Here is a 25,608-nt window from a genome sequence, read left to right on the forward strand (position 1 = left end):
GCGCGTCAGCGGGTCACAAGCGCCATATAGGTCTCGCCGCCGGGCAGCGCCTCGAAGGTGAAGCTCTCGCCACCGGCATCGCGGATGTCGCGCAGGCCGTCCCAGCCCCACAGCTCGATGCGTCTAGCGCCTTCCGGAAGCGGGATCGTCCAGCGCCCGCCGGCAATATCGGTCCAGCCGCGCCGGTTGTGCCAGACGAAGAGATCCCCCTTCGGCCCGGTGAGATGCATCGTGCCCGACTTGTAGGGGTCCGACGAGACGATGGTCATGTCCGCCGCAAGCTCCATCACCCGCATCAGCACGCGGGAGCGCTCCTCCGGCACCCAGCCCGTTCCATCCTTGGCCATGGCATAGCCCGCGCCTTCGCCGTGGCCGGTATCGGCAAGGTTCCAGGGAAAGGCGAAGACGGTGATCGGCTGCCCCTTCGCGCCCACGACGCCGAGATTGTCCCAGATCGCGGTGAGGAAGAGGCTTGCCGCGACCTTCTCGTCCGACCAGCCGGCACTGCGCGAGATGTTGTATTCGGTGGAATAGAAATTGATGTCCCGCTTCAGCCCGAGCGTCTGCTTGATGCGGTCGAAACAGGTCTGGGCGGAGAACTGCCGGCCTTCGGTCAGCGGATACCAGCGGTCGTTGTAGTAGGTGTGCAGGTCGATGCCGTCGAGCTTGCCGGACTCGAGAAGGTCCGCGATTGCCGGCCCGTAGCCGCGCAGCGTGGCATCGCCATCGATGTTGCAGGCGGCAAAGCCGGCCGGCACCACCTTCAGCGCCGGATCGACCGAATGGATACCGTCGGCCAGCCCTTCCAGCGCGTCGCGATAGTCCTTCTTCGGGATCGTGTTCTGGACATCGGGTTCGTTCACGGCGGAAAAGATGGTCGCGCCGAAATCCCTGATGCGGTGTTCCTGGCCCCATTCGCCGTTCGGGCGGAAGCGCTTGGCATAGATGACGCCGGCCTTGTACCAGTCGTCATAGGAACCGATCGGCTGGGGCGGGTCGAGATACTGGTAGCTGCCCTCGTATTCGAAGAGGATCACCGGCGTGATGCCGTTGCGGTAGGCCTGCATCATCGCCGCATCGAAATCATGCGGGGTGGGCACCCGCTCGAGGTCGCGCCAGCCATAGGAGTTCATCCGCCCGAGCCGCGCGCCGACCCCGCGAAGCGCCTCGTAGAGCGAGTCCGTGGGAGCGCCCGCAAGGTGAGTCACGAGATTGCCGCCGCCGATGCGCCATTTCAGCGTGCCATCCGCCGCAAGGGCGCCGGATGCGCCGAGGACAAGGCCAAGACCGGCGGCAGCGGCGAGGCACGCCATCCGGCGCCAGGGCGCCGTCACGAATACTTCTCCTCGAGCACTTCTTCGGCAAGCGAAAGGTACTTGCGGCTGATCTCGGACCAGCCATAGCTCGTGGCGGTGCGGATCGCGCCCTCCTTCAGGCTGTCGAGCGCATGCCCGTCCTTCAGCACCCGGTCGAGCTTCTCCGCAATGTCGTCACCATTGCGGGTGATGGCATAGCCGTTCACCCCGTCCTTCAGATATTCCTCGATGCCGCCGACCCTGGTGGCCAGAACGGGCACGCCGCAGGCCATCGCCTCCATGCAGACCAGCGAGAAGGTCTCGTAGGCGCTCGGCAGCACGAAGAGATCGGCCGCCGGATAGATCCGCTCCATGTCGCGCCGCTCGCCCGCAAAGACCATGCGGCCTGCGGTCTTGCGGGCCATCTTCACGTAGGGTTCGGGATTGTCCGAGCCGACGACGAGCAGCCAGAGATCCGGATCGTCGCGCTTCTCCAGCGCCTCGATCACCGGCGCAAGGCCCTTGCGGCCGAATTCATGGCTGACGAAGAGCAGCAGGGTGGCCTTGTCGGGAATGCCGAAGCTCTCCCGGATGGCGGTGCGGAAGCCCGGTTCCGGATGGAAGCGGGAGAGATCGATGCCATTGGGGATCACGGCAATCCTTGCCGGCGGCACATGGTAATAGGACATCAGCTCCTGCTTCACCCGGCTGGAAACGGCGACGTATCGCCTGTAGCGCAGGCCGCCGATCATCAGCCGGTCGCGCAGCGCGACCCAGGCATGCATGGGATTGAGAAGCCAGGCCCATTGCCCCGCCTGGCGCTTTTCCTTGAGGTTCTCCGCATTGACCGCGTGCACCACCAGAATGTCGCCATAGAAGGTGTCGCCGTGGCTGATCAGCACGGTGTTGCGCTCCGGCAGCCGGGCAAACTGCGCCGCGATGGTGAAGAGCGGCACCACGACGAGCCGCCCGACATGGCGGAAAAGCCCGCGCTTCGGCACGCGCGACAGCCATTCGACGATGGGGCGCAGCGTCACGTTTTCCGGCGGCACCTCAGGCGTCTTCGAGGCCACCACGGAATTCTTCTGGCCAAGCCTGCCGAAGGTCATGGCGAGATCCCAGGCCACCCGTTCGGCGCCGCCGGCGGTGGTGAATTCCTGGATGATCTGCACAATTTCGAAGTCCATGATCGGGAACCGATGCTGGTTGTCGTTCGGAGACGGATGTTCTGCGGCCTGCCACAGTTAACGAATGGTTATGTATTAGATATTTCGGATCGGGCTGTCGACCGCATAAGTGTTTGATGGTTAATGGCAAACCGGTTTCCCGGAATGGGGCTCGCGCCCCCGGGAAATCTCATTTCGGTGCAGGAATGGCGTCTCCGATCGGGACAGCCGCGGCCGGCGGCAGGCCGCCGCCGGGCAATCGCCTAAAGGCCGTGGCTGCGATTGTAGCCGTTGACCGGCGGCGGGCTCCAGCCCTCCGGCAGACGCGCCGGACGGTAGATCTCGACGACCAGCGGATAGCAGGCCGCGCTGTCGGAGGAGTGTTCGGCCGAGCAGTCGCCGCCCGGGCAGGCGGACATGCAGCCGAGAAGATCGATCTCGGCGAAGAACTCCAGATAATCGCCCGGCCGCACCGGGCTTGCCTTCATGAAATACTGGCCGGTGTCGCGGGTGAAGCCGGTGCACATGAAGACGTTGAGCACGTCATGGATGAAGGTTTCCGCCTCGGCGAGGGGCTTGCCCGTCCGTGCCGCGAAGGCCCGGGTCAGGTTCGAATGGCAGCAGTGGTGATACTGGCCGCCATGGCTGAGAAGATTGTGGGTATAGGGGTCGCAGCGCGTGCCGATGACATCGTGCACGGAACCGCCAAAGGCGTCGAAACCGTACCAGTCGAGCGTATCGTGGGTGATGGTCGCCATCGGGCGCAGGTAGGGAAAGCTCGAGAACAGCTGGTCCCCGAGCCCCACATGGGTGCCGTTCAGCGCGCGGGTCTTGCCGCTGTAGAAGCGCTCCGAGAGATTGTCCCGGTTGAAGAGGTTGAGATCGCCCACCTGAGATCCCTCCGAGCAGAGGATCCGGAAGAAGTGGCCGGCAGGCACCTCCCAGGTGGCCGCCTCGCGCGGCGGCACCGTCACGGTCTCGACGAGCTCCAGCCCGTCTCGCAGGGCGCGATAGGCGGAAAGGTCGGGCCGCGGCAGGCTCTGGACCGGATAGCAGATCACCGGCTTCACGGCCTTGCGGGCATCGGCATCGGCAGGGGCTTCAGTGATCGGGCGGGGCTTCATCCGGAATCTCCATGGTTCGCGCGGGTTCTGAATGGCCTGCCGCGGGCTCCCGGTCAACTGCCCGGGATCACGCGATGCCGTGCGCGGCGATCCACCGCCGAAGCTCGCCTTCCGGCAGGGCGCCGCTCACGCGGGCCACTTCCTGACCGCCCCGCAGGAGCACGAGTGTCGGGATGGAGCGGATCTGATACCGCGCCGCAAGCGCCTGTTCCGCATCCGTGTCCACCTTGGCAAAGCGCAGCCTGTCCGCATAGGCCGCCGCCGTCCGCTCGAAGACCGGCGCCATGGCCTTGCAGGGGCCGCACCAGGAGGCCCAGAAATCCACGAGCACGGGCAGATCCGGCGATTTGACCTGCCGGTCGAAATTCTCCGCCGTCAGCGTAACCGGCTTGCCGTCGAAGAGCGGCGCCTTGCAGCTGGCACAACGGGCCTTTGCGGCCTCGCGTCCGTCCGCGTGACGGTTCATCTGGCCGCAATGGGGGCAGGGAATGATGCGCGACATGAAAAAACGCCTCCGCTTGTGGGAATGGCCCTCCCGGCGGCAGGCCCGCAGTTGAGGGGAGCGGGACCCGCAGGCGCCGGTGCGGGCGGTGATCTTTCCTAGCATTTAGTTGCAGGATAAATCAATTGATTTCCGTATCTACGAAGCTTAGTATCTAAATAGGTCAAGCGCTGGAGGAGGCGGAACATGACAGACATCGTGGTATTGGGAGCCGGTCTCGGCGGGACGATCATGGCATTCGAGCTGAGGGATCAGGTGCCGCCCGGCAGCCGCATCACCCTCGTCAGCAAGGGCAGCACCTATTCCTTCGTGCCGTCCAATCCTTGGGTGGCGGTGGGCTGGCGCGAGCGCAAGGACATCGAGGTCGACCTGCAGGCAGCCTGCGAGCGGCGGGGCATCCGGCTTCTGTCCCAGGGCGCGGAGCGGGTTCATCCCGAGGAGAACCGGGTACTCCTCGCCGACGGCACCAGCATTTCCTACGACTATCTGGTGCTCGCGACCGGGCCGGACCTTGCCTTCGACGAGATCCCCGGCTTCGGCCCCGGCCAGCACAGCCACTCCGTCTGCCATGTGGATCACGCCATGATGACGCGCGAGGCCTTCGAGCGGCTCGTCGCCAATCCGGGGCCGGTGGTGATCGGGGCGGTGCAGGGCGCTTCCTGCTTCGGGCCGGCCTACGAATTCGCCTTCATCCTCGACAAGGCGCTGCGCGATGCGCGGGTGCGCGACCGGGTGCCGATGACCTTCGTCACCTCGGAGCCCTATATCGGCCATCTCGGTCTCGATGGCGTCGGCGATACCAAGGGGCTGCTCGAGAGCGAACTGCGCAACCACCACATCAAGTGGATCACCAATGCCCGCGTCACCCGGTTCGACGAAAAGGCAGTGGTGGCGGAGGAGATCAACGAGGATGGCAGCGTCAGGGCCACCCATGAGGTGCCCTCGGTCTTCACCATGATGCTGCCGGCCTTCCGCGGCGTGGCCGCCGTGCGCGACATCGAGGGCCTTACCAATCCGCGCGGGTTCATCACCGTCGACAAGCACCAGCGCAACGCCCGCTTCCAGAATGTCTTTGCGGTGGGCGTCGGCGTCGCCATTCCGCCCATGGGCAAGACGCCCGTGCCCGTCGGCGTGCCGAAGACCGGTTTCATGATCGAAAGCATGGTCACGGCCACCGCCCACAACATCGCCCGCCTGATCGACGGGAAGGCACCCAATGCGCAGGGCACCTGGAATGCGGTCTGCCTGGCCGATTTCGGCGATGGCGGGATTGCCTTCGTCGCACAGCCGCAGATCCCGCCCCGCAACGTCAACTGGTCCTCGTCCGGCAAATGGGTGCATGCCGCCAAGGTGGGTTTCGAAAAATACTTCCTCTACAAGGTCAAGCTCGGCAAGTCCGAACCCTTCTACGAAAAGCTCGCGCTCCAGGCGCTCGGCATCGACAAGCTGAAGGCCATCGCACTCGACGAGGCCTGACCGCGCCGGCCGCCGGCCTGCCGGCCCCCTGCCGGGGGACCGGCATGGATCGTGGTTTTTAGTTTTATGTATAAATATAAAAGCTTATGCTTCCTGATGCAGATCTCGTTAAGATTCTCGGTCTAGCGTCCGCGCCAAACGCCGATGACCGGCCTTCCCCTGCGCATGATCGCGCGCCGCATACGAGAACGCATGTCCATGGCCGCATCCACCCTGTCGCATACCCGCGAAGCCCTTTCCCGTCATCTCGCCTTCATCGGCTTCGGGGCAGAGGACCGCAAGGCGCTGACCCTCGCCCACGAGGCAATCACCGAAGCCTTCGTCCCCGCGCTCGAACATCTCTACGACCAGATCCGCGTGACCCCCGAGGTCGCAGGCCTTTTCCGCGACGAGGACGCGGTCGAGCGCGCCAAGGCTGCACAGCGCGGCCACTGGCTTCGGCTGCTCTCCCATGGCTTCGACGATACCTATATTGCGGAGGTGCTGAAGATCGGCGAAGTGCACGCCTCGCTCGGGGTGACACCGGGACTGATGGTGGGCGCGCATACGCTGCTGCTCACCGAGGCCCTGCACATGCTGGCCCGGCTCAGCCACGACCGGGTGGGGCCTGCGGCAAAATCCGCCCTCATCAAATGCGTGCTGGCCGACATCCATTTTTCCATCGAGGTCTATCACCGCGAGCTGGAGCGCGCCCGCGACCTCAGCGAGACCCGGAAGGCGGAAATTCTCTCCAGCCAGCGCGATGCGCTGGACATTCTGGAACATGCGATCAACGAGGTCGCGATCGGCAACCTGGAATACCAGATCCCCACGCCGCAGCCGGGACGGTTCGGCGTTACCGTGGACAATTTCAATGCCGCCATCCGCAAGCAGCGCCAGCTGGTCCGGCAGATCGAGCACAAGGCGACCCACGATCCGCTGACGGGGCTTTTCAACCGCGAGCACTTCTTCCGCTGCGCCCAGCTTCTTCTCGACGAGGCGCGGGCAGGGGGCGGCAACGTCATCGTGGAGATGATCGATCTCGACGGCTTCAAGCTGATCAACGATACCCTCGGCCACGACGTGGGCGATGCCTGCCTGCGGGAGGTCGCGCGCCGGCTGCGCCGCCTGTGCGGGCCCGAGGCGCGGATCTTCCGCCAGGGGGGCGACGAGTTCACCGTCGTACGCCCCGCCGCCGCCGATGGCGCGGATGCCTCCGAAGCCTATTACGAGCGGATCCTCTCCGGCCTCCAGGAGCCCATCCCTGTCGAGGCGCACATTCTGCATGTCTCGGCCTCCATCGGCTCCGCTGACAGCGCCGCCGATCCCGACTCCGATATCGAGAACCTCACCCGCCACGCCGATCTCGCGCTCTACGAGGCCAAGAACAAGGGCAAGAACCGGCATTGCTCCTTCGCGCCTTCGCTGCTGCTGAGGGCGCTGCAGAGCGCGAACATCATCGCCAGCAGCCACCGCGCCCTGGAGGAGGGGCGGTTCTCGCTGCATTTCCAGCCGAAGCACGATCTGGCGACCGGTCATGTCGTGGGTGCCGAAGGGCTGCTGCGCATGCGCGGCGAAGGCGGCGAGTGGCTGACGCCCGGCGCCTTCGGCCCCGCCCTCGACGATGCCGCCTTCCAGCGGGACATCGGCAACTTCGTGCTGGTGGAGGCCGTCCGGGCGATCCGCCAGTGCCGGCACGTGCTGCCCGCCTTCGGCCATGTGGCCATCAACCTGGATACGGCGCAGTTCATCGAATCCGGTTTCGTGACGGACCTTGCCCGGCTGATCGAAGAGCGCGAGATCACGGCGGACAATCTCCAGATCGAGGTGACCGAGCGCGTCATCATCAATGACGGCCGCTACGGCACCGCCCGGCATCTCAACGCGCTGGCGGCGCTCGGCATTTCCATCGCGCTCGACGATTTCGGGACCGGCTATGCCTCCCTCAACCATCTTCGCTCGCTGCCGATCGATACGGTGAAGATCGACCGGTCCTTCATCCGGGCCCTGCGCAACTCGCCCGTCGAATATCACATCACCCGCGCCATCGTCGCGCTCGGCCGGGACCTGCGCAAGACGGTGGTGGCCGAAGGCATCGAGGATGTCGAGACGCGGGCGCTGCTGGTCGAGATGGGCTGCCAGATCGGGCAGGGCTATCTCTTTTCCCCGGCCCTCTGCCTGACGGATTTCATCGCCTATTGCCGCCAGACCCATGACGTGCGCCATCTGCCGCCGGCCCAGGGAAGGGTGGCGCGGGGCTGAGGCGGCGATTCGCCCGCGCCTCTCCGGCCACCGCTCGCGGATGGCCGGCGATCACTGTAAAGTGATTATTGATGCCATTTGGGATGTCGTTCACAAATATTGAACGGTTTGTCTCTGCGGAAACCGGCCGATCTCACGGGCTCGTGATTGCACAGCCGGGTCCGCCATCTTGTTGTAAAATATCATGATCAGTAGCGTCCGCTCCGTTCCATGCCTGAAGGGAGAAACGCCGCTTGATCGCCGATCTGATCCTCTGGACCGTGCTGGTCCCCCTGGCCCTCGGCCTCGCCCTCGGGCTGTTCAGCCGCCATGCGGGGGAGCGGCGCGCGCTCGGTGGCGGGCTGCTGTTCGTCCTGGCGCTTCTGGCCGTTGTGGCCATCGAGGGGATGCCGGTCTTCCCGCCGGTCGCGGGCAAGCAGAAGCTGCCTTTCGTGCTGGCGGGCCTTGCGGTTCTCTTCTTCCTCCTCGGGCATGTCCGCCGCCCGGCCGGACGGCTCCCGGCGGCAGCAACGGTGCTTCTTGCCGCCGCCGTGCCGGCGGTCTGGATCGGCTACCGCATTCTTTCCGCAGCGCCCGTGAAGGCCTTCCTGGTCTTCGGGCTCCTGTTCTTCTTCGCGCTCGCCGCGGCCTTGCTCTCGCCGTCGCCCCGGTCCCGGGCACAGGGACAGGCGCCGCTCGCGGCACTGCTTTTTGCGCTCATCGCCACGGCCGTCGTTTCGGTCACGGGCGGCTATATCGGCATGGCACAGGTGTGCGGCGCCGCCGCCGCCGCAACCGGGGGCTGGCTCCTTCTGTCCTATGTCGCCTATCTCGGAGGCGATGACGCCGCGATGCATCCCGGTCCTCAGCCCCTGCTGGCCTGGCTGGTGCTGACGGCGCTGCTGATGGCCGTGACCGCGCTTCTAGCGCCCTCTGCCAATCCGGTGGCGCTGGTGCTTGCAGCCCTTCCGCTTGCCCTCGCCGCCTGGCTCGAACGGCGCGGACCCGATCTGCCGCGGGCGCTCCAGCCGGTTGCCGCCGGTGCGATCTGTGCCGTTCCGGCGCTTGCCGCCATCCTCGTTTCGGTTCTCGCCTGACCGGCGGAACCGGGCCCACCCCCCACCATCCATCAACATCACTGGAGATCATACGGATGAAGTTCACCCTGCTTGCCGGCGCTCTTTCGGCCCTCGTTCTGGCCTCGCCCGCTCTTGCGGCCGATTCCTACGACATCGACCCGACCCATGCCTGGGTTTCCTTCAAGACCAACCATGCCGGCTGGTCCAATGCGCACGGCATCTTCAAGACGGTCTCGGGTTCGATCTCCTTCGACAAGGACGACGTCACCAAGAGCAGCGTGGAGATCACCATCGATGCCGGCAGCATCGACACCAATGACGCCAAGCGCGACGAACACCTGAAGAGCCCCGACTTCCTCAACGCCGCGGAATTCCCCGCGATCACCTTCAAGAGCACCGCCATCGAGAAGACCGGCGACAAGACTGCCAAGGTGACCGGCGACCTGACCGTGGTCGGGACCACCAAGCCGGTGACCCTCGACGTGACCTTCAATTCCGAAGCGTCGCTGCCCTGGGATGCCTCCGTGGTGAAGACCGGCTTCTCCGCGACCGGCTCGTTCAGCGGTCCCGATTTCGGCCTCGCCAAGATGACCGAGTTCGGCCTCGGCCCGGACATCAAGCTCGACATCGACGTCGAGGCAGTCAAGAAGTAACCGGCCCTTCGTGGACGGGAGAGGGGCGGGTGAAAACCCGCCCCTTTTTCATGTCCTGCGGCAGACTCTGGTTCTTTCGGACGGCCGGGCCTATCCTGTGACCGAATCCGGCGGCTTCCGGCCCGCCTGACGGCATGGCATTGCATCGGAAGGAGAAGAGAATGAGCGTCGCCTTCGTGAAGGAAGAGAGCGCCGAGACCGCAGCGGAAACCCAGCTGCCCGACAGGCCCATCTCGCCCCACCCCAATCTCGTCACCGAGGCGGGTCTGAAGGCGCTCGAGGCGCAGCTGCAGGAGGCGCGCGATGCCTATGCCGCGGCCAATCTCGTCGAGGATGTCAACGAGCGGCGCCGGCAGACGGCGGGGCCGCTGCGCGACATCCGCTATCTTGCCGAACGGTTGCGCACGGCCGAGGTGATGCCGGCACCGTCCTCGAACGCGGTGGTGGCCTTCGGCAGCACCGTCACCTTCTCCCGCGAAGACGGGCGGGTGCAAACCTACCGGATCGTCGGCGAGGACGAGGCCGATCCGAAGAACGGCTCCATTTCCTATGTGTCGCCGGTGGCGCGCCTGCTCTCCGGCAAGGCGGTCGGCGATGTCGTGACGCTGAACGGGCAGGAGCTCGAGGTCGTTTCCATCGCCTGAACGGAAAAGGGCCGCGGTTTCCCGCGGCCCTTTCCTTTATCTTTTGGTCCGCCCTCAGCCGAGAACGGTGGTCAGCGCGCTGTCGATCGCATCGACGATGCGGTCGATGTCGGCCTTGGTGGCGATCAGCGCCGGCGAAAGGCAGAGCGTGTTGTTCAGCCCGTTCAGCGAACGGTTGGTCGCGCCGATGATCACGCCGTTTTTCAGGCAGTCGGCGACAACGGCCTGCACCAGCTTTTCCTCGAGCGGCTCCTTGGTCTCGCGGTCGGCCACCAGCTCGGCGCCGAGGAAGAGGCCCTTGCCGCGCACGTCGCCCACGACCTTGTGCTTGCCTTTGAGCTCTTCGAGGCGCGACAGGCAGTAATCGCCCATCCTGATGCAGTTCTCGAGCAGGCCTTCCTCCTCGATGATGCGCATGTTTTCGAGTGCGGCCACCGGGCCGGCCGTGCAGCCGCCGAAGGTGGAGATGTCGCGGAAATAGCTCATCGGATCGGAGGCATCGTCCTTGAACATCTCGAAGACGCGCTCGGTGGTGACGGTGCAGGAAATCGCCGCATAGCCCGACGCCACGCCCTTGGCCATGGTGACGAAATCCGGCTGGATGTCGAAATGCTGGTAGCCGAACCACTTGCCGGTGCGGCCAAGGCCGCAGACGACCTCGTCGATATGGAGCAGGATGTCGTACTTCTTGCAGATCTCCTGCACCCGCTTCCAGTAGCCTTCCGGCGGCACGATCACGCCGCCACCGGCGGTCACCGGCTCAAGCACCAGGCAGCCGACGGTCGCGGGGCCTTCGCGCAGGATCACTTCCTCGATGGCATCGGCGGCACGTTCGCCATAGTTCTCCACGTCCCACTGCTTGCGGTATTCGAGGCAGTGCGGAACCATCACGAAACCATCCGGATAGGGTCCGTACTGGGCGGCGCGCTGCGGCTGGCCTGACGTGGCGAGCGTGCCGATGGTGGTGCCGTGATAATCGCGCTCGCGGAAGAGGATCTTCCACTTGTTGCCGCCATGGCGACGATGCGCGATCTGGCGCACCATCTTGTAGACCTTCTCGTTCGCCTCGGAGCCCGAGTTCGAATAGTAGACGCGGGTCATGCCCGGCATCTTCTCGATCAGCTTTTCGGCAAAGAGCGCGCCCGGGACGGTGCCGGCGGCACCGGCATAATAGTTCAGCTTCACCAGCTGGTCGCGCACGGCGTTTGCAATGCTCTCGCGGCCATAGCCGACATTGACGGTCCAGACGCCGCCGGAGACGGCATCGAGATATTCGTTGCCCTTGGCATCCCAGAGCCGCATGCCCTTGCCTTCGATGAAGACGCGCGGATCGACGGTCTCGTAGACCTTGTGCTGGCTGAGATGGTGCCAGACATGGGCGCGGTCCGCCTCGATCACCTTACCCAGATCGTTCGTTTGCAAATTCAGTGTCATGGTTCCCTCAGCAACTAGAATGCCAATGCGACTGCCGTTCTGGGCCTGCCTCGCGCGGCCCGCCAGGGCGGATGAACAGGATCATGCCGAAACCGTGCCGACAGATCAATGAAGTCCGCGGCGGGCTGCCGGCTCTGCGGGCGCGCAGCACCCCTCAGACAGGCATAAACCGGATGAAGGCCATACAATGGTGCCACTTGCGGGGAAAAGATAGTCCCCTGGGCACCGGAACGGGTGCAAAACACACAGAACGAAAGGCGGCCCCGAACGGGGGCCGCCGGATCGTTTGCAGTGCCGGAGCGGAACCAGCGGGCCTTGTCAGGCCTGGGTTTCGTCCGGGGCGGGACCGGGTGCGGCCGGCGGGTCCGACGGCGCAGGATCGGTCGGCGGCACCGGATCCGGTGCCGGTGCGGCATCGAGCATCGTCTTGGCGATCAGCGAAGCGGCCTTGCCGATGGCGTTGGGGGCCGTGTCGCCGCTCTCCGCAACCTGAGCTTTTGCCAGATGGCCGACGCTCTGGCTGCTTTTCGACTGTTCCGGCATCGGCTTGTCTGCGGACCGCGTCTTGCCGGCGCCGGAGACATCCGGCGCGTGGCCTTTGGGTCCTACCTGTTGAACCATGTAAAGTCTCCTTCAATAAAGATATACATTATAAATATTATTTGACATTGCTTGCTTGGGGCTGAAGCGGAGCGATCCATGGCGCGCGGGATGGCAATCAGGAGCTGCGATAAACTCTGGAATCGGCAACTCCAAATCGAGTAAATCTGCTGCCCGGAGTTTACGGAAAGGGAATTCAACCTCTGGCGGTGAAACCCAGGGGAGAGCGGATGCAGCCTGCCTTCCAGAACCCGGTTGCGACCGGATCGACTCGGCTCTGTACCGTTTTGCGGCACCGGAAGCGCCGAGAAGAGTCCAAAATTGGTCGATTGCAGGCTGCCGGGGTCATCATGCCGCAGGCGATTAAGTGCCTCTTTTCCACGGGTTTAAGTAATAATGCATCACTATCAAACGAGAAATAGTCGTTTACATCTGATAATCCCGCTATTATAGATACCGGCTGAATTCTCCGATGTGTTGCAGACGGGTCCACTGCGGGGCGGTGGGGCTGCGGTCAGTCGGGGAGCGGGCAGATCCTGACGGGATCGAGGCGACCTTTGCGTTTCGGGGGAAGTGATGAAGTTGCATTTGAGCATGCTGTTTGCCGCAGGTCTTCTGGCCAGTACGGCACTCCTGTCCACAGGAGCAAATGCCATGTCCCTGAAGGAAGCCATGCAGATTGCGGTTTCCTCCAACCCCGAGGTCGGCCAGGCGCTTGAAAACCGGGAAGCGGTGGAGTTCGAACTGCGGCAGGCCCGCGGCCTCTATCTTCCGAGCATCGATCTCGAAGCCTCCGTCGGCGTTCGCCAGCTGGACTCTCCGGGCCGTCGCCTGACCGGCACCGACGATGACGAATTGCATCCCGCCGATGTCGGCCTGTCGATCACCCAGAAGCTGTTCGACGGCGGTGGTCGCCGCGCGGAGCTCGATACACAGGCAGCCCGCGTCGACAGCGCCTCCTTCCGCGTTCTCGAGCGCTCCGAGAGCATCGCGCTCCAGGTGGTCCGCGATTACATCGAGCTGGTTCTCCAGGCCCAGATCGTTGCCGAATCCCAGAAGAACGTCGCCTTCCACCAGGACATGGTGTCGAACATCGGTTCGCTGATCTCGAGCGGCACCCTGACCGAGGCCGACCGCCAGCAGGCGCGCGAGCGTCTGCTTTCGGCAAAGGCGCGGCTGAAGGAAGCCCAGGAAGCTCTGGAAGCCGTCAAGGCGTCGCTGAACCGCCTTCTCGGCCAGCCGCTGACCAAGCCCAGCATGCCGCCGTCCGTCGCAAAGGCCCTGCCGCGCAGCCTCGAGGCCGCGCTCGACATCGCCATGCGCAACAATCCGCGCGTGCATGTCGCCAATTCCGACATCGATGCGGCAGACGCGCAGGTGCGCGGCGCACGCAACGCCTACATGCCGGAAATCTCTGCCGAAGCCCGCGTCCGCACCGGCCGCGACATCGATGGCTCCGAGGGCCGCACCGCTGACGGCCAGGTCCGCATCGTCGCGCGCTGGAACCTCTATCGCGGCGGCATCGACGTGGCGAACGAGCAGGAGAAGATCCGCCGCGCCTCCGAGCAGCGCCTTGCCCTGCATCAGGTTTACCGCGAAATCGAGGAAGCGGTACGCGTTTCCTGGGACCGCCGCCTGAAGCAGATGGAACTCGCCGGCCTGCTGCGCGAACAGTCCTCCACCAACTCGCAGCTGGTTTCCACCTATCGCGAGCAGCTCGGCATCGGCCAGCGTTCGCTGCTCGACGTTCTGGGTGCCCAGAACACGCGCTACAACGTCGCCATCCTCGCCCTGACGGCGGATGCGGCCTCGCGCTTTGCCGAATACCGCGTGCTTGCCGCGACAGGCAGCCTGCTGAAGACCACCTGCTGAAGACCATGAACATCACCGCGCCGAAGCAGGCGACCGCCTATGCCCGGCAGGAGTTCAACACGCCCACCGGCTTAGACGGCAGCAAGTACAAGCGCGCCCGTTCCGAGCAGGAGGCCGGCCTGCCGCTGGATCTGCTCGCTCCGGCGAACTGACGCGGAAACCGATTTCGCGCGGAAAGTGCCGAAACAATAGCGGGCTGGGGCGTTTACCCGATGTCAAATGGATTCGCAGCCGCCTTTCAGAGCGTCGCCGGCTTTCTCGGCCGGCCGACCTCCGAGACCGTGCTGTTTTCGGGCGTGCCCTTCGACGAGCAGCGCCCGACGATCGAGGAAATCGAGCAGCTCAGCACCCGCATCGGCCTCGAATCCCAGCCGATCCCCGCCCAGCAGTTTACCCGCGGCGCCTTCGAGACGCCGCTGATCCTCATCCTGAACGGCGGTGGCGCCATCTCGCTTCTCGAGGAGACGACGCCCGGCGCTACGTCACCAACCAGAAGAGCGCCGACGGCACCCCTGAAATCGTCACGGTTCCCGAATGCATCGCGCTCGGTCCGATCGGCGCCTTCAGCTTCTCGCTCGTCTATGCCAACCGCTCCGAAGAGGGCGTTTCCGGGGTCGCCGAGCAGATCGACCGCCTGCACTGGCTGAAATCCGTTCTCAAGCCTTTCTGGCGTTCCTATCTCGACGTGGTGCTGGCCACTCTGTTCATCAACCTGGTGGCGCTCGCCATCCCGCTCTTCACGATGAACGTCTATGACCGCATCCTGCCCAACAAGGCCATCGCCAGCCTTTGGGTGCTGGCGATCGGCGTCAGCCTCGGGCTTCTGTTCGATTTCACGCTGAAGAGCATCCGGGCCAGCATCATCGACAGCGCAGGCCGCAAGGCGGACCTGAAACTGTCCTACCTGCTGTTCGAGAAGATCCTCAACTCGTCCCTGAAGTCGCGTCCGATGTCCACGGGCGAATATGCGAACCGGGTGACGCAGTACGAATTCGTGCGGGAGTTCTTCACCTCGAACACGATCAGCACGCTGATCGACTGCACCTTCGTGTTCATCTTCGTGGGCGCCATCTACCTGATCATCGGCTGGATCGCCATCGTGCCGGTTGTCGCCTTCTTCATCGCCGCGGCAATCGGCTACTACGCGCAGATCCGCATCGGCCAGGTGATGACGGCATCGCTGAACGAGGGCTCGATGAAGCAGTCGCTGCTCTTCGAATCGATTTCCGGTCTGGAAACGATCAAGCTTCTGAGCGCGGAAAAGCCGCTCCTGCGCCGCTGGCAGCAGCTGTCGCGCAACGCCTCCCACACCTCGGAAGACATCAAGGAAATCTCCGCCTGGGCGGCAAACTGCACGGGCTTCATCCAGCAGCTCGTCACCGTCGTCATCGTGGTGGCGGGTGTCTATGAATTCGCGGAAGGCCACGTGACCTCCGGTGCCATCGTGGCCTCCTCGATGCTCGCGGGACGGGCGGTCGGGCCGCTCGCGCAGCTGGCGCTCACCCTGTCGCGCTTCCGCCAGGCCATCATGTCGCTGCGCATTCTCGAAGGCATCATGGAGCAGGAGGAAGACCGCCCAAACACCAGCGGCTTCGTCAGCCGCACGATCACCTCGGGCGCGGTCGCCTTCCAGGGCGCCGAATTCACCTATCCCGGCACGGACAACAAGGTCGTCAACAGCCTGTCGGTATCGATCCGGCCCGGCGAGCGCGTCGGCGTGATCGGCCGCATCGGCTCCGGCAAGACCACCATGGGCCGGCTTCTGTCCGGCCTCTACCCGGTCGACAAGGGCCGCATCCTCATCGATGGCGTCGACATCCGCCAGTATCACCCGGCCGCGGTGCGCGAGGCGGTTGCCTTCGTTTCGCAGAATTCCGAACTGTTTTCCGGAACCGTAAAGGAAAACCTGCTGATGGCCGCGCCGGAGGCCAGCGACGAGGAGATTATCGCTGCCGCCCGCATTGCCGGCGTGGACGGCTTCGTGTCCCGCCATCCGAAGGGCTACGACATGCCGGTCGGCGAGCGCGGATCGCTGCTGTCGGGCGGCCAGCGGCACTCGCTTGCCATCGCCCGCGTGCTGCTGCGCAAGCCGAAGGTCGTCTTCCTCGACGAGCCGTCCGGGTCCATGGACATGGCGAGCGAGAAGGAGCTGATCGACCGGCTGTCCACCAATTTCCCGGCAGGCGTGACGCTCATCATCTCCACCCACCGGTACAGCATGCTGTCGCTTGTCGACCGTCTGCTCGTGCTCGAGGAGGGACGCCTCGTCGCCGACGGGCCGAAGGATCGGGTCATCGACCAGCTGAAGGGCCAGGCGCCGCCGCAGGCCCAGCCGCAGCCACCCGTACGGGCGAGGGTCTAGGCCGATGCTCCAGTCCCTCTACAACCGCAGGCGCAAGGGTGCAGCCCTCTTCGGAAGCGATTCCGTCGAGCCGGATCGCGCGCCGCACGTGCTCTATGCCATCTGCGCCGCCTTCACCGCCTTCGTCATCTGGGCGGCTTTCGCCGAGCTGGACGAGATTTCCCGGGGCGTCGGCAAGGTCATTCCCGTTTCGAAGACGCAGATCGTGCAGTCGAGCGAGCCGGGCGTGGTCCAGGAGATCAACGTGCAGGTGGGGCAGGTCGTCAAGAAGGGCGAGCTGCTGATCCGCCTCGACAAGGCGATCACCGCATCGTCGCTGGGGGAGGCGCGGGCGAAGTCCCGCTCGCTGACCGCGCAGATCGCGCGGCTGGATCTCGAGCAGAAGGGCGACTTCAAGATTGCCTATGTCTGCCCGGACGACATCCTGAAGAACGCGCCCGCCATCTGCGACAACGAGGCGAGCCTCTACCGCGCCCGCGCGGACAATTTCCTCACCAAGGCCTCCGTTCTGGAAAGCCGCTACCAGCAGCGCCTGAAGGAAATCAACGAGGCCACCGAGAACATCGCCCGCCTGAAGAAGAATCTCGAGATCACGCAGCAGGAGGAAAATCTCCTCCAGCCGATCGTCAAGCGCAAGCTCGCCGCCCAGACCGATCTTCTGAAGGTCCAGAAGGAACTGGCCGACACCACCGGCCAGATCAGCCTCTACAACGAGACGCTGGCGCGGCTGCAGTCCGCCGCCAAGGAAGCGCGGCTGGAAATGGACGAGCTGAAGCTCGAATCCCAGCAGGAGGCGCTTGCCGCAAAGACCGAGGCGCTGGCGCAGCTCTCGATCCTCGAGGAAACCATCAAGGGCGCGGAGAGCCGGGTGGTGAACACCGAGATCCGCTCGCCGGTCGACGGCATCGTCAACACGCTGGAGGTGAACACCGTCGGCGCCTACGTGAATGCCGGCGGCGTGGTGGCCGGCATCGTGCCGACATCCGACAAGCTTCTGATCGAGGCACGGCTTTCGCCGAACGATGTCGCCTTCGTCCGGCCCGGCCAGCCGGCCATGATCAAGATCACCGCCTACGACTTCACCATCTATGGCGGTCTCACGGGAACGGTCGCCAACGTCTCCGCCGACAGCCTGGTGGACCAGCAGACCGGCGATACCTTCTATCAGGTGCGCGTGAAGACCGACAAGGCGGCCCTGGAGAAGGACGGCCATTCCTATCCGATTTCACCGGGCATGGTCGCTTCCGTCGACATCATGACGGGCAAGAAGACCGTGCTCGCCTATCTGCTGAAACCTCTGATCAAGGCACGACAGGAAGCGCTGCGGGAGCGTTGACCATGGAACTGATGCGTGAACATACGGAGATTGCCTCGGGCGCACAGCTGCGGTTTCGCGCCGTGCCTGTCGACGGCGTGCGCAAGGGACTGCGCCTCGAGGAAGCCTATTGGGACGCCCTTGCCGAACTGGCGACCGACCTGGGCGTGAAGCCGGGGCAGCTGATCAGCCGCTATGCCGCCCAGTACGGCGAAAACGGGAATGTCACCGCAGCCGTCCGGCTCGGCGTACTCGAGGGCCTGCGCGAGCGGGAAATGCAGCGCCAGGCGACGATGAGCCTTCAGGCGATCATCGGCATGGTGGCGGGCTGCCCGACGGCGGCTTTCGCGCTTTCCGGCGGCAAGAAGGTGCTGACCTACAACCCGCCCTTCCTGAGTTTCCTGCAGGCGCGGCTCTCCCATCTCTCGCCCGAAGCGCTTGCGGCCGGTCTGAAGCTCCAGCTCGACATTCCCTTCGGCGCGCTCATGTCGCGGTTGCGCAACGAGCCCCAGACGCCGGTATCGGCCGGATATGTCATCGCCACAAACGACCGCATCCTGCGCGGGCGGCTGAACGCCGTTCTTGCCAATGCCGTGGGCGAGGGCGCAATCATCGGCTATCTCGCCGGATGAGATAAAAAAAAGGGAGAGGCCTTGCCTCTCCCTTCCGTTTCCTGTCCGTGGGGGCTGCCTTCAGCCCGGAACCGACATCGGATCCAGACCCGCCTGTTCCGCCACCGCGCCGCCGGCCTTGAAGCCGTGCAGCCAGGAGCGGTCGCCGCTCATCGAATAAAGCGGCATGTAGGTGGAATAGGAGACATCGAGCGGGGCATTGCGGCGCAGGTTGTCGAGGATGAAATGCCCCTCGCTGGTGGAGACCGCCAGCACCGCGTGGAACAGCCGGCGATCGGTCACCTTGAGAACCACGATCGACATGGACCGCTCCGGCACGCCAAGTTTCTTCAGGGCCGCCATCTTGAGCAGTGCGTAGTCTTCGCAGTCACCTTTGCCCCGCGACAGTATTTCCTGCGGCTTTGCCCAGTAATCATTGCGGCCATACAGCGCCTGGTCCGGCGTGTAGCGGATCATGGCGTTGACGGTGTTGTTGACCGCGGCCAGCTGTTCGCGAAGGCTGGCGGGCTTGCCGCTGCCGGTGACGGTGCGCAGACGCGCCAGGCGCTCGGCGCAGCCGCCACCGCAGGACATGCCGTCCAGCGATACGGAGCTGCGGACCTTCTTCCAGCTTTCGGCCGCCGGAAGACGGGAAAACGGAACGAGAACCGAGGCGAAAACGCCCTTGGGCATGGCGGAGGCGCTGGACGGGCCACGGCTGACGGAGCCGGTGGTCAGTCCGCCGAGATCGGCCGGGGTGGCCGCCCTGCCGGAAACGGGCATGGTGAGCGCCGTGGCGACCGGGTTTGCTCGATAGTGCTCGACGATCGACCAGAGGTTGTCGCGGGCACGCAATGCCAGCGAATAGGCGGCGTCCAGTTCGTGGACAGCCGCGGGGACGGCGAGCGGGGTGATGGGGCCGGCAGCGGCGGGACCGGTCACCAGGGCGGCGGCCGCGGCAGCGAGGAGAGCAAGCGTCTTGTTGTTCTTGTTATTCATGTCGAACACTCCTTTTGAGGAGTTTTATAGTTCGAAAGCTCAAAGATACTGTTTAGAGACTTGGAATATAAGAGATTGATCTTTTCGATAAAATTTTCATCAAATCGGGCGCTGCCGAACGGCGCGCTCCCGCACCGCCGCGCGCCGGGCGAAACCGCGCGGCACATGGCCTTGCGGCGGGCGAGACCGTTGACGGTCGCGGGGAATCGACGGTGTGCCGAAACGGGATCGGGCGAGACATCATCCCGTTACGAGACATGTCGGCATCAGGCGGCAGGATGGCTCATTTCTCCGCAGGCTGCATGTATAACCGGTTATGCCTGCAAGTTAACCAACCAATAAAAATCCAGGCTAGATGTATAACCGGGTATGTCAGATGGCCCGTTTTGAGTATTTTCCAAGTTGCACTGCCCGGCGTTCGATGGTTTACCTCTCCTTAAGTTAACCGGGAGTTTACCATGCTCGATCGCGACATTGACATCCACAACAACGCAGCCGCCTCCGGCGAGGAAAGCCGCGTCGAAGGCAATGCACCTGCAGGGATCGAAGTCGCGCAGGCAAACCAGAACCCGGTCTTCACCGATCCGGCAACCGGCAGCGCCGTTCCCGCCGATCAGGCGCCGGCTGCAACGCCCGATGGCACCCGCTTTGCCGCCGACCAGTCGAACACGGTGACGCTGCCGGAAGGCGTTTCGATCGACAAGATCGTCATCCAGGGTAAGGACATCATCCTCGTCCAGGCCGACGGTACGCGCATCATCATCACCGACGGCGCCGTGAAGGTTCCGACCTTCCTGATCGGCCAGGTGGAAGTGCCGCAGCAGACCCTCGTGGCCGCCCTGCAGGCCAATGGCATCAACGTGGCCGCCGGTCCGGACGGCACCGTTTCCGTCGTGAGCACCCAGAGCTCGGGCGGCAACCTGTCCGACGGCAACGGCGACATCGGCGATGCCGGCGGTGTCATCGGCCTTCTCGGCAATACCGACCTCGTGTTCGGCGGCGCGACGGAAGAAGAGGTCATCGCGGGCATCGACCCCAACGATGCGCCCGTCTTCACCTCCGCTGCCGGCATCGGCTCCGTGACGGAAATTCTCGACGGCGCCCCGGGCGAAAACAGCACCGCGCTGACCGCCACCGGCGAGCTCCGCTTCACCGATGCGGACCTGCAGGACAGCCATTCCGTCAGCGCCATTGCTGGCGGCGCCGGCTATCTCGGCTCCTTCACCCCCGTCATCACCGATTCCGCGACCGGTGACGGTAGCGGCGCCGTGCGCTGGACCTTCTCGGTCGACGATGCGGATCTCGACTACCTCGCCGCCGGCCAGACCCTGACCCAGACCTACACGGTCACCGTCACCGACGGCAGCGGCGCCGTCGCGACCCAGACCGTGACCGTCACCCTCGTCGGCACCAACGACGCGCCGGTCATCATTTCCGGCCCGGGCGCAGGCTCCGTGACCGAACTCGCCGACAACGCCGAAGGGGAAACCGTTGCCACGCTGACGACCTCGGGCCTGCTCTCCTTTGCGGACGTGGACGATCTCGACACCCACACCGTCAGCGCCGCTCCTGTTGGCGAAGGCTATCTCGGCACCTTCACGCCGGTGCTTGCCGACGACTCCACCGGCGACAACGCCGGCTCCATCGGCTGGACCTTTTCCGTTTCCGACGGCGCGCTGGATTTCCTGGCGGCCGGCGAGACCCGCACCCAGACCTATACCGTCACCGTGACGGATAACAACGGCGCCACCTCCTCCCAGACCGTGACGATCACCCTTGTCGGCACCAACGACGCCCCGATCATCACGTCCGGGCCCGGCGAAGGCTCGGTGAAGGAATATTCCTACCGCGGCGAGGAAGAGTGGGGTTCCGAAGGCGAGTGGGAAGGCCCGCGCGAAGCGGCGCCGATGATTCATTCCACCACCGGCACCCTGGATTTCACCGATGTGGATGACATCGACACCCACACCGTGAGCGTCACCCCGAATGGCGAAGGCTATATCGGCAGCTTCCAGCCGATCATCACCAACACCGCCACCGGCGACAACAACGGCCAGATCTCCTGGACCTATACCGTGCAGGACGGCGCGCTCGACTATCTCGGCGCCGGCCAGACCCGCACCCAGACCTACACCGTGACGGTGACCGACAACAACGGCGCGTCGTCCTCCCAGACCGTGACCATCACGCTGATCGGCAGCAACGACCGGCCAATCATCACCGGCGGTCAGACCTCCGGCTCCATCACCGAGCTGACCGATACGGACAAGCTCGAGAACAATTTCGATCATCCGGCGTCGGGTACCCTTTCCTTCATCGACGTAGACGATGTCGACACCCATACGGTCAGCTACTACTCGCTCGGCAGCGATTACCTCGGCACCTTCTCCGTAACGCTCACCGACGACTCCACCGGCGACAATGCCGGCACGGTTGCCTGGAACTTCTCGGTTCCGGACTCCGCCATCGATTACCTCGCTGCCGGCCAGACCCTGACCCAGTATTACGGTGTCATGGTGAACGACGGAAAGGGTGGCCTCACCTCCCAGCTCGTCGCGGTCACCATCACCGGCACGAACGACGCCCCGATCATCACCACCGGTCCGGTAACGGAATCCGTCAAGGAAATCGCCGACGGCACGGAAGGTGAAAACGTCGATGATCTCGCCACGAACGGCACGCTCGCCTTCACCGATGTCGACGACATCGACACCCACACGGTGACTTTCACCCCGGCCGGCGAAAAATACCTCGGCGACTTCTCCGTCTCCATCGGCGACGACTCCACCACTGACAATACCGGCACCATCAACTGGACCTTCTCGGTCGCCGATGCGGATGTCGACTACCTCGCGGTCGGCGAAACCCTCACCCAGACCTACACGGTCACCGTCAGGGACAACAACGGCGCGACTTCGACCCAGACCGTGACGATCACCATCGTCGGCACCAACGACAAGCCTGTGATCACCTCCGGTCCGGACGCAGGCTCGGTCACCGAGATCGCCGACGGACAGACGGGCGAGACGACCGCCGACCTGACGGCAACCGGTTCGCTTGCCTTCTCGGATGTCGATCTCACCAACACGCACACGGTCACCCATGCGCTGACCTCGGTCACCGGTGCTGCGGCAGCACTCGGCACCTTCGAGCCCACGATCACCAATGTGGCGACCGGCGACGGCACCGGCACCATCGGCTGGACCTTCAAGGTCAATGACGGCGCCATCGACTATCTGGCGGCTGGCGAGAAGGTGACCCAGGTCTACACGATCACCGTGACCGACAGCTCGGGCGCAACCTCGACCCAGACGGTGACGATCGAGATCAACGGCACCAACGACAAGCCTGTGATCGGCGCCGGCGTCACCACCGGTTCGATCACCGAGATCGCCGACGGGCAGACGGGCGAGAACACGGCTGACCGGACGGCGACCGGTTCGATTGCCTTCACCGATGTCGATCTCAGCGATGTCCACACGGTCAATTATGTGCTGTCTTCGGTTGTCGGTGCTCCGGCAGCGCTCGGCACCTTCACACCCTCGATCACCAATGCGGCGACCGGCGACGGCACCGGCACCATCGGCTGGACCTTCAAGGTCAATGACGGCGCCATCGACTATCTGGCGGCTGGCGAGAAGGTGACCCAGGTCTACACGATCACCGTGACCGACAGCTCGGGCGCAACCTCGACCCAGACGGTGACGATCGAGATCAACGGCACCAACGACAAGCCTGTGATCGGCGCCGGCGTCACCACCGGTTCGATCACCGAGATCGCCGACGGGCAGACGGGCGAGAACACGGCTGACCGGACGGCGACCGGTTCGATTGCCTTCACCGATGTCGATCTCAGCGATGTCCACACGGTCAATTATGTGCTGTCTTCGGTTGTCGGTGCTCCGGCAGCGCTCGGCACCTTCACACCCTCGATCACCAATGCGGCGACCGGCGACGGCACCGGCACCATCGGCTGGACCTTCAAGGTCAATGACGGCGCCATCGATTATCTGAAGGCCGGGCAGCAGATCGTCCAGACCTACACGATCACGCTCAACGACGGTAAGGGCGGCACGGTCACCAAGGACGTGACGATCACGATCACAGGCACGAACGATGCGCCTGTCATCGGCAACGCAACGAACCTGGTGGTTTCCGAAGAAGGGCTGACGAACGGCATCCCGGATACGGTCGGCTCCACCGACACGACCAACAGCGTCATCGCAAGCGGCTCTGTCACGGCGACCGATGTGGACGGCAATACGCTCAGCTATTCCTTCGGAACGCCCACCACTCCAGCGCTGACTTCGGGCGGCGTCGCCATCGTCTGGACGGCCGTGGGCAACCAGATGATCGGCAAGGCCGGGGTCAACACCATCATCACGCTGACGATGGCGTCGAACGGTTCCTACACGGCAACCCTCAGCGGCCCGATCGATCATCCGAACGGCAATGGCGAAAACACCCTGGCGCTGACCGTTCCGGTCAACGTCACCGACGGGATCGCGACGGCGACGCAGAACATCACGCTGACGATCGAGGACGACTCGCCGATCCGCGCCGAGCCGGAATATGCCTATCTGAAGAACGGCGCCGGCAACCCGGTCACCTTCGATCTCGACCCCGACACCACCCTCGTCAACAACTACGGCGCGGATGGCGGCTCGGTCCGGTTCAGCCCGCTCATCAACGGCGACGACAGCGGCCTCACCTCGAATGGCGTTCCGATCACCTACGTCATTTCGAACGGCGGCCTGACGCTGACGGGCATGGCCGGCTCCACCTCGGTCTTCGTGATGACGCTCAACCCGGCGACCGGCAAATATTCGGTCGACATGAACGGGGTTGTCGACAGCCTCTCCAGCGTCGTGTTCGACGGAAACAGCGGATACAACTTTGAAGGGGCCAACAAGTCCTGGGCGGGCTTCGTCCCGACCGGCGAGTACCTCAGCTCTCCCGTCAACAACGACAGCTACGACCTGCTGCTGACCCCCAAGGTCAACAACGTCAACGACGGCACGATCAACACCAATGCCAATGGCGGTGGCGTGAACAATGCCTTCGTGAATGCAGGCGAGACCATGCGTGTTGACTTCGTCCGCGACCTGCGCAACAGCCCCAACGGAAACGACTATGGCGTTTCCGGAAACCGAAACCATCTTTTCGATGCCCACTACACCACCAACGGTGCGTCCGTCGGGTTCAGGGGCACGGCGGGAACCGTCATCAACATCACGGCATTCGACGATCCGGATGGTAACCTGGTCGTGGGCGACGGTGCGAAGGATACGATCACCCAGGTTGCGATTTCGTATGGCGGTGCTTCGCTGATCGTCACCGCCACCACCACCCTGACCAGCTATAATGTCGGCGGAAAGATCTTTTCTGTGGATCTCAACGCGGATGGCTCCGTCGATGTGGGCGGTGTCGTCACCGGCGCACAGATCGGGGTCTACACCGGAAACGGCTACAATAGCGTGGAATATTCCTACGTATCCGGCGACCCCTTCCAGCTGGCCGGCTTCGGCACGTCCATCCCGACGACCGCCCCCGCAAGCTTCTCGGTTCCGATTGAGATCATCGACCGTGATGGCGACATCGCCCACAGCAACATCGGTGTTACGCTCACCGCATCGACCGATGCGATCAAGGACTTCTCTGCCTTTTCAAGCGGGCAGCCCTTCACCGTCACCTCCGCGACCGAAAAGCATGTCATCGGCTCGTACTACAACGACACGCTCACCGGCGACAGCCGCGACAACGTGCTCTACGGCAACAACGGCGCGGACACGCTCACCGGCAACGGCGGCAAGGATGTGCTCATCGGTGGCCATGGCAACGACATTCTCTATGGCGGCGACGGCGACGATATGCTGATCGGCGGTCATGGAATGGACACGCTCTATGGCGGCACTGGTGCAGATACGTTCGTGCTCACGGACCTCAACATCGCGGACGTGATCATGGATTACTCGCCGCTGCAGGGCGACACGGTCGATCTGACTTCGCTGCTGGGCGGACTGGCTTCCAGCACCGACCTCGAAGCCGGTGGTTATGTCCAGGCGGTCACCAGCGGCGCCAATACCCTGCTGCAGGTCGATGTCGACGGTGGCGGCAACAACTGGACGACGGTTGCGACGCTGAACAACTTCACCCAGGCCGTCAATGCCGACACGATCCGCGTGCTGTTCGGTGATGAAAATCACCATGCGACGGCCCAGCAGATCTGATAGGGTCTGCTTCGCTCCGCCGGGGG

The 25,608-nt window shown here is 64.2% G+C and carries 17 protein-coding genes and 1 pseudogene; 11 read left to right on the forward strand and 7 right to left on the reverse strand.

Translation table 11 applies throughout. From position 1 onward, the window contains the following. Positions 1–5: 5 nt before the first annotated feature. The 4 genes from GGR23_RS18545 to trxC all read right to left on the reverse strand — a co-directional run bounded on the left by GGR23_RS18545 (position 6) and on the right by trxC (position 4,087). The gene (locus tag GGR23_RS18545) at positions 6–1,334 is read right to left on the reverse strand and encodes a hypothetical protein (protein ID WP_183367814.1); all 1,329 of its coding nucleotides are present in this window, start codon (positions 1,332–1,334) and stop codon (positions 6–8) included. Further along, positions 1,331–2,482: a glycosyltransferase family 4 protein gene (locus GGR23_RS18550; RefSeq protein WP_183367815.1), complete on the reverse strand. Its 1,152-nt coding sequence runs from the start codon at positions 2,480–2,482 to the stop codon at positions 1,331–1,333. The genes GGR23_RS18545 and GGR23_RS18550 overlap by 4 nt, the downstream gene beginning before the upstream one ends. Before the next feature lie 242 nt (positions 2,483–2,724). Beyond that, positions 2,725–3,585 (reverse strand): urea carboxylase-associated family protein, encoded by an 861-nt coding sequence (locus GGR23_RS18555; protein WP_183367816.1) that lies wholly within the window; start codon positions 3,583–3,585, stop codon positions 2,725–2,727. A 67-nt stretch (positions 3,586–3,652) separates the two neighbouring features. Continuing rightward, positions 3,653–4,087: a thioredoxin TrxC gene (gene trxC / locus GGR23_RS18560; protein ID WP_183367817.1), complete on the reverse strand. Its 435-nt coding sequence runs from the start codon at positions 4,085–4,087 to the stop codon at positions 3,653–3,655. 186 nt (positions 4,088–4,273) lie between these two features. Between trxC and GGR23_RS18565 the strand changes: the two genes are divergently transcribed. The 5 genes from GGR23_RS18565 (at position 4,274) to greA (ending at position 10,159) form a co-directional block, all read left to right on the forward strand. Beyond that, positions 4,274–5,563 carry an NAD(P)/FAD-dependent oxidoreductase gene (locus GGR23_RS18565; RefSeq protein ID WP_183367818.1) on the forward strand — a complete coding sequence of 430 codons (1,290 nt, stop codon included), beginning with the start codon at positions 4,274–4,276 and terminating at the stop codon, positions 5,561–5,563. Between the two features lie 144 nt (positions 5,564–5,707). Beyond that, positions 5,708–7,804, forward strand: a complete 2,097-nt coding sequence (locus GGR23_RS18570; RefSeq protein ID WP_183367819.1) for a putative bifunctional diguanylate cyclase/phosphodiesterase — start codon at positions 5,708–5,710, stop codon at positions 7,802–7,804. A 233-nt stretch (positions 7,805–8,037) separates the two neighbouring features. After that, the gene (locus GGR23_RS18575; RefSeq protein ID WP_183367820.1) at positions 8,038–8,880 is read left to right on the forward strand and encodes a hypothetical protein; all 843 of its coding nucleotides are present in this window, start codon (positions 8,038–8,040) and stop codon (positions 8,878–8,880) included. A 56-nt stretch (positions 8,881–8,936) separates the two neighbouring features. Continuing rightward, complete coding sequence (locus GGR23_RS18580; protein WP_183367821.1) at positions 8,937–9,515, forward strand: YceI family protein; 579 nt, start codon at positions 8,937–8,939, stop codon at positions 9,513–9,515. Positions 9,516–9,676: 161 nt separating this feature from the next. Next, complete coding sequence (gene greA, locus GGR23_RS18585) at positions 9,677–10,159, forward strand: transcription elongation factor GreA (RefSeq protein WP_183367822.1); 483 nt, start codon at positions 9,677–9,679, stop codon at positions 10,157–10,159. A gap of 54 nt (positions 10,160–10,213) precedes the next feature. On the opposite strand, the gene tpa is transcribed toward greA, so the two are convergent. Continuing rightward, entirely contained in the window at positions 10,214–11,593 is a 1,380-nt protein-coding gene (gene tpa / locus GGR23_RS18590; RefSeq protein WP_183367823.1) for a hypotaurine--pyruvate aminotransferase Tpa, read from the reverse strand. 318 nt (positions 11,594–11,911) lie between these two features. Beyond that, entirely contained in the window at positions 11,912–12,214 is a 303-nt protein-coding gene (locus GGR23_RS18595; RefSeq protein ID WP_183367824.1) for a hypothetical protein, read from the reverse strand. 555 nt (positions 12,215–12,769) lie between these two features. Between GGR23_RS18595 and GGR23_RS18600 the strand changes: the two are divergent. The 5 genes and pseudogenes from GGR23_RS18600 to GGR23_RS18615 all read left to right on the forward strand — a co-directional run bounded on the left by GGR23_RS18600 (position 12,770) and on the right by GGR23_RS18615 (position 18,374). Further along, positions 12,770–14,217: pseudogene (locus tag GGR23_RS18600) on the forward strand (TolC family outer membrane protein). A gap of 60 nt (positions 14,218–14,277) precedes the next feature. Then, on the forward strand, positions 14,278–14,712 hold the full coding sequence (locus tag GGR23_RS23545; RefSeq protein WP_343066702.1) for a hypothetical protein: 435 nt from the start codon (positions 14,278–14,280) through the stop codon (positions 14,710–14,712). After that, positions 14,709–16,427 (forward strand): type I secretion system permease/ATPase, encoded by a 1,719-nt coding sequence (locus GGR23_RS18605; protein WP_343066705.1) that lies wholly within the window; start codon positions 14,709–14,711, stop codon positions 16,425–16,427. The genes GGR23_RS23545 and GGR23_RS18605 overlap by 4 nt, the downstream gene beginning before the upstream one ends. A 4-nt stretch (positions 16,428–16,431) precedes the next feature. Then, on the forward strand, positions 16,432–17,763 hold the full coding sequence (locus GGR23_RS18610) for an HlyD family type I secretion periplasmic adaptor subunit (protein ID WP_183367825.1): 1,332 nt from the start codon (positions 16,432–16,434) through the stop codon (positions 17,761–17,763). 2 nt (positions 17,764–17,765) lie between these two features. Further along, positions 17,766–18,374, forward strand: coding sequence for a ribbon-helix-helix domain-containing protein (locus GGR23_RS18615; RefSeq protein ID WP_183367826.1), 609 nt, complete (start codon positions 17,766–17,768; stop codon positions 18,372–18,374). A gap of 60 nt (positions 18,375–18,434) precedes the next feature. Here the strand turns inward: GGR23_RS18615 and GGR23_RS18620 are convergent, their stop codons facing one another. Further along, the gene (locus tag GGR23_RS18620; RefSeq protein ID WP_183367827.1) at positions 18,435–19,352 is read right to left on the reverse strand and encodes a transglutaminase-like cysteine peptidase; all 918 of its coding nucleotides are present in this window, start codon (positions 19,350–19,352) and stop codon (positions 18,435–18,437) included. Between the two features lie 458 nt (positions 19,353–19,810). Between GGR23_RS18620 and GGR23_RS18625 the strand changes: the two genes are divergently transcribed. Beyond that, positions 19,811–25,582 carry a beta strand repeat-containing protein gene (locus GGR23_RS18625; RefSeq protein WP_183367828.1) on the forward strand — a complete coding sequence of 1,924 codons (5,772 nt, stop codon included), beginning with the start codon at positions 19,811–19,813 and terminating at the stop codon, positions 25,580–25,582. Positions 25,583–25,608 lie beyond the last annotated feature (26 nt).

Origin of the sequence: Gellertiella hungarica (assembly GCF_014197145.1) — a bacterium.
In the GTDB taxonomy this organism is placed as follows: Bacteria; Pseudomonadota; Alphaproteobacteria; order Rhizobiales; family Rhizobiaceae; genus Gellertiella; species Gellertiella hungarica.